At 68.8% G+C, this 16,719-nt stretch carries 11 protein-coding genes; 4 read left to right on the forward strand and 7 right to left on the reverse strand.

Going from position 1 to position 16,719, the window contains the following annotated elements; all coding sequences use genetic code 11:
• Nucleotides 1–30: 30 nt before the first annotated feature.
• Nucleotides 31–975, reverse strand: coding sequence for an alpha/beta hydrolase (locus LW840_RS02320; RefSeq protein WP_291276335.1), 945 nt, complete (start codon nucleotides 973–975; stop codon nucleotides 31–33).
• 390 nt (nucleotides 976–1,365) lie between these two features.
• Here LW840_RS02320 and LW840_RS02325 point away from each other — a divergent pair, with 390 nt between their 5' ends.
• Together LW840_RS02325 and LW840_RS02330 are read left to right on the forward strand one after the other, a co-directional pair.
• Nucleotides 1,366–1,578: a cold-shock protein gene (locus tag LW840_RS02325; RefSeq protein ID WP_291160622.1), complete on the forward strand. Its 213-nt coding sequence runs from the start codon at nucleotides 1,366–1,368 to the stop codon at nucleotides 1,576–1,578.
• Nucleotides 1,579–1,670: 92 nt separating this feature from the next.
• A complete protein-coding gene (locus LW840_RS02330; RefSeq protein ID WP_291276336.1) occupies nucleotides 1,671–2,375 on the forward strand; it encodes a hypothetical protein in 705 nt (234 codons plus the stop codon).
• A 471-nt stretch (nucleotides 2,376–2,846) separates the two neighbouring features.
• Here LW840_RS02330 and LW840_RS02335 read toward each other — a convergent pair whose 3' ends face one another.
• Nucleotides 2,847–5,291, reverse strand: a complete 2,445-nt coding sequence (locus tag LW840_RS02335; protein ID WP_291268435.1) for a TonB-dependent receptor — start codon at nucleotides 5,289–5,291, stop codon at nucleotides 2,847–2,849.
• Nucleotides 5,292–5,433: 142 nt separating this feature from the next.
• A complete protein-coding gene (locus LW840_RS02340) occupies nucleotides 5,434–9,204 on the reverse strand; it encodes a PHP domain-containing protein (protein ID WP_291276337.1) in 3,771 nt (1,256 codons plus the stop codon).
• Between the two features lie 142 nt (nucleotides 9,205–9,346).
• Here LW840_RS02340 and LW840_RS02345 point away from each other — a divergent pair, with 142 nt between their 5' ends.
• Nucleotides 9,347–9,766, forward strand: coding sequence for a PAS domain-containing protein (locus LW840_RS02345; RefSeq protein WP_291263326.1), 420 nt, complete (start codon nucleotides 9,347–9,349; stop codon nucleotides 9,764–9,766).
• A 21-nt stretch (nucleotides 9,767–9,787) separates the two neighbouring features.
• Here LW840_RS02345 and LW840_RS02350 read toward each other — a convergent pair whose 3' ends face one another.
• A complete protein-coding gene (locus tag LW840_RS02350) occupies nucleotides 9,788–10,915 on the reverse strand; it encodes an ectonucleotide pyrophosphatase/phosphodiesterase (protein WP_291268437.1) in 1,128 nt (375 codons plus the stop codon).
• 294 nt (nucleotides 10,916–11,209) lie between these two features.
• On the opposite strand from LW840_RS02350, the gene LW840_RS02355 reads away from it, so the two are divergent.
• On the forward strand, nucleotides 11,210–12,061 hold the full coding sequence (locus LW840_RS02355) for an ATP-binding cassette domain-containing protein (RefSeq protein WP_291273759.1): 852 nt from the start codon (nucleotides 11,210–11,212) through the stop codon (nucleotides 12,059–12,061).
• A gap of 10 nt (nucleotides 12,062–12,071) precedes the next feature.
• Here the strand turns inward: LW840_RS02355 and LW840_RS02360 are convergent, their stop codons facing one another.
• Genes LW840_RS02360 through LW840_RS02370 form a run of 3 tightly spaced genes read right to left on the reverse strand, consistent with a single transcriptional unit; the run spans nucleotide 12,072 to nucleotide 16,709 of the window.
• On the reverse strand, nucleotides 12,072–13,127 hold the full coding sequence (locus LW840_RS02360) for a hypothetical protein (protein WP_291276338.1): 1,056 nt from the start codon (nucleotides 13,125–13,127) through the stop codon (nucleotides 12,072–12,074).
• On the reverse strand, nucleotides 13,124–14,065 hold the full coding sequence (locus LW840_RS02365) for a universal stress protein (protein WP_291263322.1): 942 nt from the start codon (nucleotides 14,063–14,065) through the stop codon (nucleotides 13,124–13,126). The genes LW840_RS02360 and LW840_RS02365 overlap by 4 nt, the downstream gene beginning before the upstream one ends.
• Nucleotides 14,040–16,709, reverse strand: coding sequence for a cation-translocating P-type ATPase (locus LW840_RS02370; RefSeq protein WP_291269940.1), 2,670 nt, complete (start codon nucleotides 16,707–16,709; stop codon nucleotides 14,040–14,042). The genes LW840_RS02365 and LW840_RS02370 overlap by 26 nt, the downstream gene beginning before the upstream one ends.
• Nucleotides 16,710–16,719 lie beyond the last annotated feature (10 nt).

The following is a 16,719-nucleotide window of genomic DNA, read 5'->3' on the forward strand; positions in this document are numbered from 1 at the left end:
GTAAAGCGCGGTCGGGTCAGCGTCCCGGCTTCAGGGGGGCGTCATCCCGAGCAGACGCCGTGTCTGGCGAATGGCCTCGGCGCCCGCCGCGGTACGCGGTGCATTGACTTCGAAGTGTCCGCCCGGCACGGTCACGTTTGCTGGCGGCGCATCGCCTGCCGCCACGGCGGCTCGTGCGTAGGCGGCACGGACGGGCTCGGGGGCGATGCCATCCTGCGCGCCGGCCACGTGCGCTGTGGGCACGCCCAGCGGCAGGCGGCGAATGGGTGAGGCGAGCGCCACACGATCGGGCAGCGAAGCCAGGGGACCGCCCAAGAGCATCGAGGCGCCGCGACCGCATCCGCTTGGCATGCGTCCGACAAACTCCTCGAGATCCGTGACACCGCCCAGCGACACCACGCCGGTCAGGCGGAGCGGCGCCGCGCTGGAGAGTGGCGTACCGGCTGGAAGCGACGGTCTCCCGGCGAGCCACAGCGCGAGATGCCCGCCCGCGGAATGCCCCACGGCTACCACGCGGGCGGTGTCGAGCGGATACTCGCGCGCCAGTACCCGGAGGTGGTCGGCGGCCCGAGCGATATCCGTGAAGGTGCCAGGCCACCCGCCTCCGGGGTGATCGGCACGGCGGTATTCCACATTCCAAGTAGCGACACCGTTGGCTGCCAGGGCGTCGGCCAGTGCCGCGGTATTCCGGAGCGTCGCAAACGAGGAGATCCAGCACCCACCATGGATCACCACCGCCACCGGGGCGCGCGCGCCACTCCGGAGCCCCGGGGGCAACCGCAGTTCGCCAAAGTGCAGCGAGTCGTCGCCGTAGGCGATGCGGCGACCGGCATCGCGCAGGGAGAGGGTGTCGAGGTCACTCGCCCGCAGCAACCGCGACGCCCCGGCAGGCTGTGCGTGGGCGGGGCGGACCGGGACCGCGAGCGGGAGCACGAGGAGCGCCATGGCGAGCAGCCGATACGCGGATGCAGGCAAGCGATGGGGGGGCAGGAGACAGGGCATGGCGGGGAACGTGGAGCCGTGGGTCGTTGGCGTCCAGCGACTCCGGCGGAGGGTGTGGCCGGAGCGTGACCAGCGGGCCGGAATTTCAGTATTGACGCGTTGTTCCGGCCGCGCTAACGTCTTGCAGCACTCAGATCATGATGGGCGCGCCACGGCGCGGGAAACGCAGAAGCAGGCGACTTCGGGGACCTGCCTCAAGGCGGGTCCCTCGTTTGTACACGCGCATTGCGATGTGAATGCTTGGTCGCCGTTGCACGACGACGACTAACCCGCGCGGGGGAACGGTCCGCGAATCAACACGAGTGCTCGGTGCGTACGGCAGGGCCGGACTCCGAACACCCAGTAACACACAGGAGCAGTGCCATGCGTACGACCGGCAAGGTGAAGTGGTTCAACGACGCCAAGGGCTTTGGCTTCATCACGCCCGATGACGGCTCGAAGGATTGCTTCGTCCACCACTCGGCCATTCAGGGCGGCGGCTTCCGCACCCTGGCCGAGGGCGAGCGTGTCGAATTCGACATCGTGCAGGGCCAGAAGGGCCCCGCGGCCGAGCAGGTCGTGAAGCTCCGCGGCTAATCGCCGCGTCTTCAGCGAACTGACCACGGGCCATCAGTCATGCGACTGGTGGCCCGTTGGCATTCGTGGCGTTGGTGGTGCTCATTGCCTGTATGACCGACCCTTCGGCCCCCGACGCGCCCACGGGCATGCGCAGCGCACGCCGCCAGCTGGCCGTGCTGTACGACGACGTGCGCCGGCGCCGCGACGAGGCGCTGGTCGCGGTGGGCACGCCGCACGAAGCCGGCTGGCTGGTGGCGCTCGTACCAGTTCACCGCGCCGTGCTGCAGCCCACGGCGGCTGAACGGCACGCCGCCTTCGCGCACCGCCTGCGCGAGCTTGTGGCGTTCGTGCGTGCGCACGGCCCCGACGAGGATCCGCGCACGCTGGCCGAGCCGCCGGCCATGCGCGACCTCGCCGCCCGACTCGTGAGCGCCACCTGCAGCGCCTGTGGTGGCGCCTGTTGCGGCAACGGCGGCGATCACGCGTTCCTGCGCAGCGGCACCGTGCGCGCCTTCATGACGCGCCACCCCCACCTGGATGACGATGGCGTCGTGGCGGCCTACCTGGCCTTCCTGCCACGCGAGGCCATGCACCCGGGGTGTGTGTATCAGGGTGTCGCCGGATGTACGCTGCCACGCGACATGCGCAGCACGATCTGCAATGCGTACCTGTGCGGCGGGTTGCAGCATGCGCTGCACGCGCTGCAGGCGCTGGCGCCGGGCGAGACCCGTGGTGTCTATGTGGCGCAGCGCGACGGCCGCGCGGTCACGGGCGGCGTGCTGCAGCGCGTGGCAGCCCCGTCGGCAACTTCGTAGCACATCCGACTGACACCGTCGCACGACGAGGCAAACATGGGCGTGTTCGACGGCGCCCTGGAGGACATGAGGTAGTACGCGGGGTCGCTGGTGCGCGAAGGCTGCCGCTGCAGCCCCGCGCGCTGGGCGGCGACGGCCTCGTCCCACACGTCGCCACTGGTGGTGAAGCCGGAAATGAGGACAAGGGGCGCGCCCGTGCCGACAACGCGCACGGAACTGGGGGCGTGGCGCCGGTGTTCGGCATTGATTGCGCCGCAGCGCGGGCGATGCCCACCGATTGCAGCACCGCCGAGACGGGGGCATACCGGTGCCTCGGAATGCCCAGGGACATGACTCCTGCCCAGGGGTCCATCGAGGATGACACGGATCTCGATGGACCCATCGCCGGGCGGCAGCGCCGGCTTCGCTGCGTCGCCGCCCGGTCTGGCGGATGTTTTCCAGCCGCGCTGACCGTGACGATACGGCCGTCGGTCAGAAGCTCGTGTTCACCGAGAGGAAGAGCTGACGCGGAGCGCCGGTGAGGAAGGTCGGCAGATCGCCGCGGGCCACGAAACCGCCGCTCCCCATGGTCGCGATGTAGCGCTCGTCGAGGACGTTGTTGGCGTTGAGCTGCAGCTCGATCGACTTGAGGGCGCCGATCGACCCCACGCGGTAGCGCGCCGAGATGTCGGAGACGAAGTAGCCCGGCACCTTGCCCGCGCCGTCACCAACCGTGGCCAGATCGTTCGTGTAGGTGAAGAACCGTTCGCCCACGTAGCGGCCGCCGAGCGACAGATTGAGCCTGCGACGCGTGTAGGACAGCGACCCGTTGAGCATCTGCTGCGGGGCATCCTGCACGAACTTGTCCCTGGTGTTCACCAGCGAGTTGGGATCGCTCGGGTTGGTGCGATAATCCTCGCCGAACCGCGAGCGGTTGAAGGTGGCCGAGCCGAAGAGACGCAGGCCGCGCCCGAGGTCGGCGTTGAGCACGCCTTCGAGCCCCATCGTGTTCACGGAGCCGACGTTGCCGAAGCCCGAGGCGCAGGTGACGGTCTGCGGGCAGAGCGCCACGCCCAGCAGGCGATTGCGGTAATCGATCGTGTACGCGGTGAGCCCTGCCTCGATGGCGCCGCGCCGGGTGCGTGCACCCACCTCGAGCGTCGTGGCCCGCTCCGGCTTCGCGGTGGACTTGAAGAACTCGAAGGTGGTGACCGCCGTGTTGTACACGCCACCGGCGGGGTTGAGCGGAAACTGATTGACGTTCTCCGACCAGTTGGCGAAGAGCTCGTTGCGCTCATTGACCTTGAACACGGCACCAACCTGCGGCAGCAGCCCGCCATCCATCTCGATGTTGAGCGACGGACGACCCTGATCGGCGAAGATGGGGGCCGTGCGGCCGTTCACCGGCGTGTTGCCATTGTTGCGGAAGTCGGCGTTGACCAGCAGATACTTGGCACCGTACGTGAGCGTGAGGCGGTCCTGCAGCAACCGGCTGGTGTTCTGCGCGTACAGGAGGTTGGTGGTCACGTCGGCCGTGCGATCGTAGTCCAGGCGGAGCACATTGGTGAAGTCCACCTCGGGTCCCTGCTGATAGTTGACGAGGCGCCACCGCGGGCGACGATTGTTCGACTCGTTCATCTCGTACCAGCCGCCCACCTCGAACTGGTTGGCCACCGACCCCATGGTGAAGGTGCCGCTGCCCTTGGCCATCACGCCCATGCGATTGGCGTTGTACTGGGTCTGACGGAACATGATGGGGTCGGGGCTGTACGCCGCCCCGTAGCTGGGGGCGTGCCAGTCACCGCCACCACGATTGATATGCAGGTACGGCTGCACCTCGAGGCGCGTGGTCGCGGTGGGCTTGAACTCGCCCTTGAGATAGGCCAGGTGGTCCATGCGCGCACCCTGCGCGGAGTTGTAGTAGGCCGCATCGGTCAGGGGCGTGTATCGGGGAATGCTCGCTTCGGCGAACTGCCTGGCGGTGCTCCAGTTGGTGAAGTAGTCGAACATGGGCCCGAAGCCGAACTGCGAGGATCCCTGCTCGGTGCCGTTGAACACACCGAGCGACAGGTCCATGAAGTCGCTCTCCTTGCGATTGGCGTAATTGTAGAACGCCGTGATCTTGCTCGAACCCAGGAACAGATTGGTCTTGAGGTTCACCTGTTCGTGCCACGTTTCGCCGGCGCCGCCCAGGAAGCCACTCTGTCCGAAGAGCAGATTCTGCTCGCCGGGGAAGTTCGACAGACGTCGGCCAGCCCCTTTCCACTTGTCGGTGTCGAAGCGCGAGACGGACACGAACGCCGATACGCCGTTGCTGCCGCCGCCGAAGGTGCGGAGCCCCAGATCGTAGCGCAGCATGCTGCGCCGCGCGGCGTACTGGCCGCCCATCTGTTGCAGCATGAACTGCTGGCGCGCCGCGGGCTCGGCGGTGGCGTACTGCACCACGCCACCCAAGTTGTTGGCCGAGGCGGTGGCAAGCGCGCCCGTGCCCTGCGTGACCGACGCCGACTCCAGATTGGCCGCGTCGACGGCACGCCCGACGCCGAGGCCGTTCCAGTTGCCGTAGGACATGTCGCCCAGCGGGATCCCGTCCATCGTCTGGCCGATCTGCGCGCTCTGGAAGCCGCGCATGGTGATGCGGTTGGACCATTCGTACATACCGAAACCGTCCACCGATTGCATGTTCACGCCGGGAATGCGTTCGATGGCCTTGAGCGCATTCGTGCCGGGGGTGGTCTGCTTGAGCACGGCGGTGTCGACCACCGAGGCGGCCCGCGCACTGCCGCGTCCGGTCACGCCGGTGACGACCACCTTCCCCAGGGACTGTGCGGAGTCGCGGGTGGCGGCTGCCTGGGCGAAGAGGGTGAACGGAGAGATCGTCAGCAGGGACGCTGCCGACAGGAGCGCGAACTGGAGCGCACGCGGGTCGTTTCGCATAGACACGGAGGAGGAGGGGGGCCGCCCGTTGACCACGTCACGGGATGTGGTCCAAGCTCCGTGTCGATCGTGCCGAGGCGATGATGATCGTGTCGCGAAACGGCTACGGCAGGGTCACGAGTGTCAGACCGGTACGGGTGCGCTACCGGTAGTTGTGCCCCTTCACATGCTGTTCGCCGCCGCCGAGTTCGAGGGCGCGGACCTGCTTCGCGCGCACGTTCACTACCTGCTGCTCCACCTGCAGGGTGCCGCGCACGAGCAACAGGGGCGTCGTGGAGATGAGCAGCGCGTGCTGTTCGAAGCGGTCGGGGGTGATGACGATGTTGATCATCCCCGTTTCGTCTTCGAGGGTGAGAAAGACGAACCCCTTGGCGGTGCCGGGGCGCTGGCGGCAGATGACGAGACCGGCCACGGCTACGGGCTGCCCGTCCTTGCCGCTCTCGTGCGCGTCGCGCGCGGTGCGCACGCCGTTGAGGGCCAGATGCGCCCGCACGTGCACCATGGGGTGCCCGGTGAGCGACAGACCGGTCATGCGGAAGTCCGCTTCGGTGAGTTCCACCGGCGTATAGGCGGGCAGCGGCGCCCGCCGGGCAGTGGTGGGCGTGGCGCGTGGCGCGAGTGGCAATTCCGGTCTGCGCGAGACGGCCATGACCTCCCACAACGCGGCTCGGCGGCGGCGTTCGGGCGGTTCGTGCGCGAACAGGGTGTCGAAGGCACCGGCCTCGGCGAGGTGGCGCCATGCGGCCCGGTCGAGGGGCACTCGCTGTACGGCGTCCTCCACGCTGGTGAATGGCCCGTCGCGCAGCGCGGCTTCGAGACTGCGGCGGGCGCGCGCGCCGAGGCCACGCACGAGGCGGAGGCCGAGTCGGACCGCGACATCGCGTGGGGGGGGAGGAGTTTGGAGTTCCGAGTTGCAGTTGTTGGTTGTCAGTGCTCCCCATCTGACGGTACCGTCATGGGCGTACAGGACGCGGCCATCGGACAACTCGAGGCTGTGGTCCCACACACTTTTCGTGAGATCGAGGGGGAGCACCCGCACGCCGTGGCGTCTGGCATCCTCGATGAGCGTGCCGGGAGAGTAGAACCCCATGGGCTGTGCGTTGAGGATGGCGCACAGATACTCGGGCGCGTAGTAGTGCCGCAGCCACGCGGTGGCGTACACGATGAGCGCAAAACTGGCCGCGTGGCTCTCGGGAAAGCCGTAGTCGGCGAAGGCATTGATCTGGTTGTAAATGCGACGTGCAGTCTCCTCGGGAATGCCGTTGCGCTGCATGCCGGCAATGAGCTCTTCGCAAATGGCCGCCATGCGTTCGCGCGAGCGCTTGTGCCCCATGGCACGACGCAGCACATCGGCCTGCCCGGGGGTGAAGCCGGCGGCGGCAATGGCCACCTGCATTCCCTGCTCCTGGAAGAGCGGCACGCCGAGCGTGCGCCGCAACACGTGCTCCACACTGGGATGCGGATACGTGATGGGTTCCAGCCCCGCCCGCCGGCGCAGATACGGGTGCACCATCTCCCCCTGAATGGGGCCCGGCCGAATGAGCGCCACTTCCACCACGAGATCGTAGAAACAGCGCGGCTTGAGACGCGGCAGCGTGTTCATCTGCGCACGGCTTTCGATCTGGAAGAGTCCCACCGTATCGGCGCGGCACATGACGTCGTACACGGCGGCGTCGCTCATGTCGAGCTGCCCCAGATCCACGGTCACCCCGCGCGTGTGGCGGATGTACAGCAGACAGTCCTGCACGACCGTGAGCATGCCGAGCCCCAGCAGGTCGATTTTCACGAGCCCCACGGGATCGAGATCGTCCTTCTCCCATTGAATGACCGTGCGCCCGGGCATGGACGCCGGTTCGAGAGGTACCACGCCGCCGAGCGGCTCCTCGGTGAGGATGAACCCGCCCACGTGGATGGACCGGTGGCGGGGCAGGGCGTGCAGGCCGTGCACCACGTGCGCGAGCTGCCGCACGCGCGGATCGTCGGGATCGAGTCCGGCACGCTGCAGCAGTGCGCGCCCCGACGGGCCCTCACGAGTGGCGGTGGTGCGGTTGCGCCCCTCCACGAACTCGGCGTGGGTCTCACGCTCGGCGCCCTTGGCGAGCGGGCCCAGCTGCGCGTGTTCGTCGCTCGCGAGCTTCTGTTCGGTACGCAAGTCCATGAGCTGCTGCCAGGTGGCGTCGCGCTCGGTGATGCTCTTGGGGGGCGGGGGCTGGGTCGTGGACTGGGTCGGGGAGAAACGCGTGCCCGCAGCGCTCACCGAGGCGGTGGAGGGCACCGAGGACGACGTGCGCGTAGCGGCCACCGTGCGGGCGCGCTCACGGACAACGCGCGCCTTGGTCGTCGCTTCGGTGCCGCGGATCATGTGCTGGCCATGACGTGCAGCGTCACTGCTGTTAGCGTTCCCGGTACCCTCCACCGCCTCGGTGCGCTCTGTGTGATCGCGTTTCCCCCCGACCTCAGCGCCGCCCTCGACCCCAGCCCCGTTACCGACCTCGTCCACGCGCAACGCCTCCGCGGTGCTCCTGGCACTGAAGCGATCACTCAAGGCCGCCAGCATGTCCGCCTGCTCGGTGCTGAACCCCAGGACGCGCGCGGCATCACGCACGGCACTGCGGCCGCGCCACGTGATCTGCTCGCACACCATGGCCGCGTGTTCGCGCCCGTAGCGGTTGTACACGTACTGCAGCACGCGCTCGCGGTCGCGGTGCGCAAAGTCGATGTCGATGTCGGGCGGTTCCTGGCGCTCTTCGCTGAGAAACCGTTCGAAGAGCAGCTCCATGCGAATGGGATCGACCGCCGTGATGCCGAGGCAGAAGCAGACGGCGGAGTTGGCCGCCGAGCCACGCCCCTGACAGAGGATGCCCTCGCGCCTGGCGAAGCGCACGATGTCCCACACGATGAGGAAGAAGCCGGCCAGCTCGAGCTTGCGGATCATGCCCAATTCGTGGGCGAGTTGCCGGTCGTGCGTGGGCGTGCGGTTGTTGCCCCAGCGCTCGTGCGCCCCCTGCTCCACGAGCCGCGCGAGATATTCGTTGGCCGTGACTCCCGGCGGCAGTGGAAAGGCCGGCAAGCTGGGTTTGAGCTGCTCCAGCCGGAACGCGCAGCGCTCGGCGATGTCCACGGTGGCCCGCACCCCCTCTTCGGCCCCACGCCAGCGCCGGTAGATGCGCGCCACGGGCTTGAGCGCCCATTCGGCGTTGGGCTTGAGTCGTGTGCCCATGGTGTCGAGCGTACGCTCGTGTCGCAGGGTGTGCAGCACGTCGTGCACGATGCGCGCCGCAGGGTCGGCGTAATGCACGTTGTTGGTGACTACCCACGGCACGCCAAGTCGTGCGGCGAGCGGGCGCAGCTGCCCGACCAGCGCGCGCTCCTCGGGGAGCCGATGATCCCAGCACTCGATGGCCAGCTGGGTGCCGAAGACATCGCGCAGCTCACAGGCGGCGGTCCAGGCGAGGTCGGCGCGCCCCTCGGCGAGCAGTTGCGGCAGCCAGCCTCGGGGACAGCCGGTGAGTGCGGTGACCCCCTCCACGTGCCGGGTGACAAGTGCCCAGGGGACGCTGGGGCGCCCGCGCTCGCTGTCCATGCGGGCCCGGGTGACGAGCGTGGCAATGTTGTGGTAGCCGGTGTGCGATTCGGCGAGCAGCACCAGATGCGTACGTCGCTCGCCGCCACGTCCGGCGAGCTCAGGCATGCGTACCGTGAGCTCGGCCCCCAGGATGCCCGGGAGCGCCAGAGCCGCGCAGGCGGTGCCGAAGCGCACCACGCCCCCCATCTCGTCGTGATCGGTGAGGGCGAGGGCCCGGTAGCCCAGCGCCGCCGCCCGTTCGGCGAGCGTCTCAGGGAGAGAGGCGCCGTCGAGCAGCGAGAGAGCGGAATGACAGTGGAGTTCGGCGTACGCGGGACTGGCCATCATACCGAATATATGCCGAAGCGCGACGACGCGCGCGAGGGGCGCTGAAGCAGGGCTGAATGCCGGCTGGATCACGGCGGAATCACCGCCTCGCGTTCGCGCGTTATTCTTGGACGTACCTCCCCAGGACTCCCGTACCACCCCGATGCCCAACCGCTACAAGCAGCAGATCGACGAGGTCCTCGAGGCCGCCGATCACATGACCACCGAGGAGCTGGACCGCCTGCCGTACGGCATGATCCAACTCGATGCGAGCGGTCGCATTCTCAACTACAACGCGCTCGAATCTTCCCTGGCGTCGCTCAGCAAGGGAGACGCCATCGGCAAGCAGTTCTTCACCGAGATTGCGCCGTGCACGCGCGTGCAGGAGTTCTACGGGCGCTTCAAGGAAGGGGTGATACGCGAAGCGCTCGACACGAGCTTCCGCTTCCACTTCGCCTTCAAGCAGAACCCGCGTGATGTGACGGTGCGGCTGCTGTACTCCAAGCGCTCGCGCACGGTGTGGGTGCTGATCTCCGATCACGACGGCAAGCCATTGCGCGCGCAGGCCACCGACGAGGAGTAACCGCGGGGCGCGCGGCGGCGATCAGCGGCGCAGGATGGCGAGTGAATCCGGCGAGCCGTCGTTGGGTGCCGGCGTGATCCCCAGCAGGCGGGCCAGCAGCGGGTACACGTGGACGTTGGCTACGGGGCCGATCACGCGCCCCGGCTGAATGTCGGGCCCCGCCGCCACGAACAGCGCGCCCATGCTGGGCAGGAAGTTGTCGTAGCCGTGCGTGCCGCCACGCGGCATACCGAGCCGCTGCAGGCGCTCGGTGCTGCTGATGGTCCAGCCTTCGTCGGCGAGCAGCACGATGGGCGTGATGCGCGGGTGAGCGCGATAGCGATAGCGCGCCGGCACGCTGTCCTTGAGAAACACCTGCGCGTGCGGTACTCGCTGCAAGGCGCGATACACATCGCGCAGCTTCCCCAGTGCCGGCGTGATGGCTGCTACCGGCATCCAGTCCACCACCTCCATGTCGTCGAGCGATACGTACTCGTCGAGGCGAACGACACGCGCGCTGTCGATCTCGGTCATACCATGATCAGAGACGATCACCAGGTTCACCTGCCCGGACAGCCCGCGGGTGGCGAGGCCATCCACGAGCGCCCCCACGAGCGAATCCACGTGGGCGATGGCGCTGTCCACCTGCGGAGCGGACGGCCCATAGCTGTGTCCCACGTCGTCGGTGGTGCTGACGTACATTGCAATGAAGCGCGGCGCCCGTTCCGGCGGCAGTGCGAGCCACTCCAGCACCTGCTGCACCCGCTGCGTGTTGGGAACGCGCCCGTCGTACGGCCGATAGTAGGTGGGAAACCGACCATTGATGGCGTAGTCGCTCCCCGGCCAGAAGAACCCCGCCGTTCGCACGCCCTGTCGCTCGGCGGTGTTCCAGATGGGTTCACCGCCCCACCATCGCGGATCACGCGCCACATTGGTGTCGCCGATGGTGAACGTGGTGCCGATGCGTGCATCCCGCATGGTGTTGGCCACGATGCCGTGATGCTCCGGATGCAGCCCCGTAACCAGCGTGTAGTGATTGGGGAACGTCTTGCTGGGAAACGCCGGCACCAGGCGCTCCGCGCGCACGCCGCGCGCGGCCAGGGCACGCAGGCGCACCGCTCCCGGCCGCGCGAGGTAGTCAGCGCGGAAGCCATCGAGGGACAGTAGCACGGTGGCACGGGCCGCGGGGGCAGCATGGGAGCCATGCGGCGCTCGCTGTGTCGCGCAGCCGCACAGTACAACCGCCCACTGCAAGACGCCACGGGCAAGGACGCGAGCTGACATCATCCGTAATCGTGTCAGGGAAAACCCGGTGTACACACGAGCACGGCGCGTCGTGCGCGCACCGTGACCAACTCGTGACGAAGTCCGACGGGCGCTTCGCCACTCGCATCGTAACGTCAGGGGATGCACCACTGGAAGCGGGATGGGCGCCGGCGCGGAACCCGATGGCGAGGATACGGCGTGCTGTTGCTGGTCGTACTCACCGGGGCAGCCGCCTGTGCGCGCGGCGACGGCGCCGATGTGGGTGCCGCCCCGGTGGTGCTGGCGGGTTCCACCTCGGTCCTTCCGTTCGCCGAGCGCTGGGCCGAGTTGTACGGCGGCGGCAAGGTCACGGTGCAGGCGGGCGGGTCCACGGCGGGCATTCGCGCCGCGCGCGATGGCACGGCCGACATCGGCATGAGTTCGCGTGCGCTGCTGCGGTCGATCAACCGCATGAACGATCTCGTACCGGGCGTGCGGGTGTCCGGGCAGATCACGGTGAAGGGGGTGGAAGCGTACGGTGCCGGCATGTCCACCGATGTGCTGCGGCGCCACGTGGGCATGGTGCTTCAGCGCCCCAACCCGTTTCCGCTGTCGGTACTCGATAACCTCGCGTACGGGCCGCGGCTCGACGGCCGACTGTCCGGTGGCAAGGCGCGTGAACTGGCCGAGTCGCTGCTCACCGAGGTCGGGCTGTGGGACGCGTTGCGCGACGGGCTCGACCGGTCGGCGCTGCGGCTGTCGCCGGAGCAGCAGCAACGCCTGTGCATTGCGCGGGCGCTGGCGACCCGGCCGGCGGTGCTGCTCATGGACGAACCATGCTCCGCGCTCGATCCCGAAGCCACGGCGCGCGTGGAGGCGCTCATGGTGCGCCTGGCGACGCAGCATGCGGTGGTGGTGGTGACGCACAACATGCAGCAGGCGCAGCGGGTGGCGTCGCACTGCGGGTTCATGCTGATGGGCGAGCTGGTGGAGTTCGGCGCCACCCTGCAGCTGTTTGCCGCCGCGCGGGACGGTCGTACCGCCGATTACGTGGCGGGTCGCTTCGGGTGACGCCACGCGGTCAGGTGGGCGTTACGGAGCGCCAGTAGGCCAGCGCGATTCCCGCCACATAGCCCACCACCAGCAGGATGCTGCCCGGCTCGCGCGCCGCCGCCCGACGGGAGCGCAGCACCAGCGTGCCGAGGGCGATCGTCATGAGCACCACCGCCGCCAGTGCGGTGAGGATGTGATCGGCCGATGCGACGGCGAACATGGGCTGGGGGTGGAACGGGTCGAGGATGGCGAAGATCGTCATGTTGATGGCGTTGCTGCCGAACAGATTGCCCACCGCCAGATCGTAGGCGCGCAGGCGCACGGCCGCCATGGAGGTCACGAGCTCCGGCAACGACGTGGACAGCCCCACGAGCCAGGTGCCCATGAAGGTGTGTCCCAGGCCGCTGACCACCGCGAGCCCCTCCGCCGCCGTGGCGAACTGCGGCGCCACAACGACGATCACCTGCGCGGCGCCAAGAAACGACCAGATCGCGCGACGCAACGACATGGGGTGCGCATGGCTGGAAGGTGCTCCCTCGGCGCGACCCTCGTGGCTGCCGGTCGACTCGGCGCCGCTCATCTCGGTCACCTCACCGGCGGTCTGCGTGACCTGACTCACGCGAAACGCCAGGCTGGAGGTGACGGCATAGGTGGCAACAAGCAGCAACGACCAGGTGCCAATTCCGGCCACGCTGGAGCCCACGCGCGTCACGAGTCCCATGGCCGCGAGAATCGTCATGATGATGGCGAGGCAGGCGTACAGCGCATGATCGAAGGCGGCGCGGCGGAACATGTCCACCCCGGCCGGCGCGAGACTGATGATGGCCAGGATGAGCATGTTGGCCATGCTGCTGCCCATGAGGTCCCCAACGGCGAGATCGATGGCGCCCAGCCGCACGGCCGCAATATCGGTGACGATTTCGGGGAGAGAGGTGGCCAGCGCGAGAAACACCGACCCCACCCAGGCGCCACCCAGCCGGGTGCGCGCCGCCACGACGTCGCCGGCGCGCGCCAGCACCGTGCCGGCGGCGATGACGATGACGGCGGCCACCAGGAAGCGTACAAGCAGTGCGCCGAGCGTCACGCCCCGCCCGCCGCGGTTGCGGGCATGCGATGCAGCAGTACCGGGTGACTGGTGGTGCGCAGCACCTTGTCGGCAACGCTCCCCAGCAGAAGGCGCCCCACGGGGCCGCGCCCGCGCGTGGCGAGCGCGATGAGGTCCACGTCGAGCGAGTCAGCGCAATCCCCGATGGCCCGCTGGGGATCGAACTCCTCGGGCGCGCAGTGCGTCGCCGCAACCCCCTCGCGTTGCAGCGCGCCTTCGACGCCGGTGAGGTATCTCGTCACGAGCGTACGCTGTTCGGCCAGATCACGCTCGTACTCGGCGCCGGTGGCCACGGCGCGCAGCATCGGGTGCAGTGGCGAGACCGCGCGCATGAGCACGCACTCGACGCTGTCCGCCAGGAGCGGCTTGAGTGGCGTGAGAACACTCTCGCTGTCCGGCGAGCCATCGAGGGGCACCAGGACCCGGCGCAACTGCCACTCGGGCAGTGTCTGCGGCGGCGGGGCGTCGGCCGGGCGGACCGCCACAACGGGTACCGGCGAGAGGCGAATGAGCGCGTCGGCGACCGATCCCAGCCAGGCCCGCGACGGGCCGCCACGCCCGTGAGTAGTCACGACGAGCATGGCGGCGTTGACGGCGGTGGCACAGCCGACGAGTGCGTCGGCGATGGGGCCGGTGAGGATGCGGGTGTGCACGACCGGCGCGTTGGTGAGCATGGCAATGCGTGCGGCGGCGCCATCGAGGTAGCGCTGGACCGCCGTGCGCCACTCCGCCGCGTGCTCGTCCTCGAGACGGGAATCGGCAAATGGGGCACCGCCGGTGGCGTAGCGCCACGGGTCACTATCGAGGACCGAGACGAGCAGGAGGTCCGCGCGCAATCGCCGAGCCAGCCCCACCGCCACGGGGAGCGAGGCATCGGCAAACGATGAGCCATCAAGAGCGACGAGCAGGGTCGGCATACAATCCTCGGCAACGGACCAGGAACTTCTCGAACTCCACGGCAACGAACACCAGTGATGCCATGACCACGCAGGCGGCCAGCTCTCCGGCCGTGAGCGGGACCGTGTGAAACAGGCGATTCATGGCCGGCACGTAAATGGTGGCGAGTTGGAGCAGCAGGGTGGCGACCACGGCCATCAGCAGGGCGGGGTTGCTCGTCACTCCCAGACGAAAGAGCGACTGGCGCTCCGACCGGATGGCCATGATATGCGTGAGTTGGGAAAGCGTGAGCACCGTGAAGGTCATGGTCTGCCAGTGCGCGTTGCCTGTGTGCCTGGCCCAGGCGAGGGTGCCGAGCGCCAGCGCCGCCATGAGCAGCCCCACCCACAGGGCATGCTGCCACAGACCATGGGCGAAGATGCCTTCCCGCGGCGGACGCGGCGGGCGCTGCATCACGTCGGGCTCCGCCCGCTCGGCGGCAAGCGCCAGTCCCGGCAATCCGTCGGTGACGAGGTTCATCCACAGGATGTGAATGGGCAGCAACGGGAGTGGCAACCCCACAAAGGGCGCGAGGAAGAGCGTCCAGATCTCGCCCGCGTTGGTGGAGAGCACGAAGCGCACGAAGCGGCGGATGTTGTCGTAGATGCGCCGTCCCTCACGCACCGCCTGCACGATCGTGGCGAAGTTGTCGTCGAGCAGCACCATGTGCGAGGCCTCACGCGCGACATCGGTGCCGCCGCGACCCATGGCAATGCCGATGTCGGCATGGTTGAGCGCCGGTGCGTCGTTCACGCCGTCGCCGGTCATGGCGGCAAACTCGCCGCGTGCCTGCAACGCGCGCACAATGCGCAGCTTGTCTTCCGGCGCGACGCGCGCGTACACGCGCGTGTGCTCGACCTGTTCGCGCAGCGCCTCGTCGGTGAGCTCCCCCAGGGCGCGGCCGGTGAGCACCGGCGCGTCGGCGTCGGTCATGATGCCAAGGCGCAGGGCAATGGCGCGCGCGGTGGCCGGGTGATCGCCGGTAATCATCACCACACGAATCCCTGCCGTATGGCAGGTACGCACGGCAGCGGCGGCCTCCTGGCGTGGCGGGTCGATCAGGCCCACGAGCGCCAGGAGCAGTTGGTGCTCCTCGAGTGCGTCCGGTGGATCGCCCGGTGCCCTATGATCGCTGTTGGTGGCCACGGCCAGCACCCGTAGCCCCGCGGCCGCCATCTGCTCGGCCTGCTGCAGCACGGCCGCGCGATCGATGGGCACGAGCGCGCCGTCGCGCAGCATGCGGTCGCAGTGGGGCACTACCCGCTCGGGGGCACCCTTCGTGCAGGCCAGGCGCTGCGCGTGTCCGGCCGCGGCGTGTACCGTTGTCATGCGCGCGCGCGCGGAGGTGAACGGCACCTCGGCGATACGCGGCCAGCGCTGCTCGAGTGACGGCTTGTGCGCGTCGTGTGCCGTCGCCCAGCGCACGAGCGCGGTTTCCGTGGGATCACCCACCAGTGCATCGTCTCCCGCGCCCTGCACGTCGGTGCACAGGGTGGCAACACCAGCGATGGAGAGCGCTGCGTGCGGGAGCGGGGTACGCACGTGGGATGCATCGAGCGCGGCTCCGCACGGCGCCTGCGCCACATCCACGCGCATGCGGTTTTCGGTGAGCGTGCCGGTCTTGTCCGTGCAGATGTAGGTGACCGACCCCAGCGTTTCCACTGCGGGGAGGCGCCGAATGAGCGCCTGCTGGCGAACCATGCGGCGGGCTCCCAGCGCCAGCGACACGGTAATGACGGCGGGCAGCGCTTCGGGGATGGCCGCCACCGCGAGGCTGAGGGCGGTCATGAACATGAGTCCCAGCGGTTCGCCGCGCAGCAGGCCAGTCACGAAGATGGCGGCGCAGAGGCCAATCACGAGCAGGGCGAGCCGGCGGCCGAAGGCGGCGAGGCGGAGCTGCAGCGGTGAGCGCACCGCGGTGTCGTCCTGCAGCATGGCGGCGATGCGGCCAAGTTCGGTGCGCATGCCGGTGGCCACGACCAGGCCGGTGCCACGGCCCGCCGCGACACTCGTGCCCTTGTAGAGCATGCCGTGGCGGTCGCCGAGCGGGGCGTCGGCAGCGCTGGTGGGGGCTGTGTCCTTTTCCACCGGCACCGACTCGCCGGTGAGGGCCGCTTCCTCCACGCTGAGGCGCGCGCTGTCGATGAGGCGGACATCGGCGGGAACCACATTGCCCGCTTCCAGCAGCACGAGGTCGCCCGGGACCAGGTCGTGCGAGGGGACGGTGCGCTCCTCCCCCGCGCGCCGCACCCGTGCACTCGGCGCGGCCATGGCGCCGAGGGCCGCGAGTGCCTGCTCGGCGCGGTATTCCTGCACGAAGCCGAGGAGCGCATTGAGGATGACGATGGCGACGATGGCCACCGTATCCTCCGGGTCGCCGACCACGGCGGCAATGATGGCGGCACCGATGAGCACCAGCACCATGACGTCGGCGAACTGCGCGAGCAGCATGCGCAGGGGCCCACGTCGGGTGGCGGCGCGCAGGTTGTTGCTGCCGTACTCCTGCCGGCGGCGCGCCAGCTCGTCGGTGGTGAGCCCGCGGGCAGGGTCGACGCCCAGCAGGTTGGCGACGGCAGCGGGTGTCATGGTGTGCCACGGCCGTTCGAGTGGGCCGGGTGGGGTCATGCAATTCCCG

The organism is Gemmatimonas sp., assembly GCF_021298855.1.
Lineage (GTDB): Bacteria > Gemmatimonadota > Gemmatimonadetes > Gemmatimonadales > Gemmatimonadaceae > Gemmatimonas.

Bases quoted from the DNA above. Each gene is read 5' to 3' on its own strand.
- LW840_RS02345 (WP_291263326.1), top strand. From the start codon at position 9,347: ATGCCCAACCGCTACAAGCAGCAGATCGACGAGGTCCTCGAGGCCGCC.
- LW840_RS02370 (WP_291269940.1), bottom strand. From the start codon at position 16,709: ATGACCCCACCCGGCCCACTCGAACGGCCGTGGCACACCATGACACCC.
- LW840_RS02325 (WP_291160622.1), top strand. From the start codon at position 1,366: ATGCGTACGACCGGCAAGGTGAAGTGGTTCAACGACGCCAAGGGCTTT.
- LW840_RS02340 (WP_291276337.1), bottom strand. From the start codon at position 9,204: ATGATGGCCAGTCCCGCGTACGCCGAACTCCACTGTCATTCCGCTCTC.
- LW840_RS02335 (WP_291268435.1), bottom strand. From the start codon at position 5,291: ATGCGAAACGACCCGCGTGCGCTCCAGTTCGCGCTCCTGTCGGCAGCG.
- LW840_RS02365 (WP_291263322.1), bottom strand. From the start codon at position 14,065: ATGCCGACCCTGCTCGTCGCTCTTGATGGCTCATCGTTTGCCGATGCC.
- LW840_RS02330 (WP_291276336.1), top strand. From the start codon at position 1,671: ATGACCGACCCTTCGGCCCCCGACGCGCCCACGGGCATGCGCAGCGCA.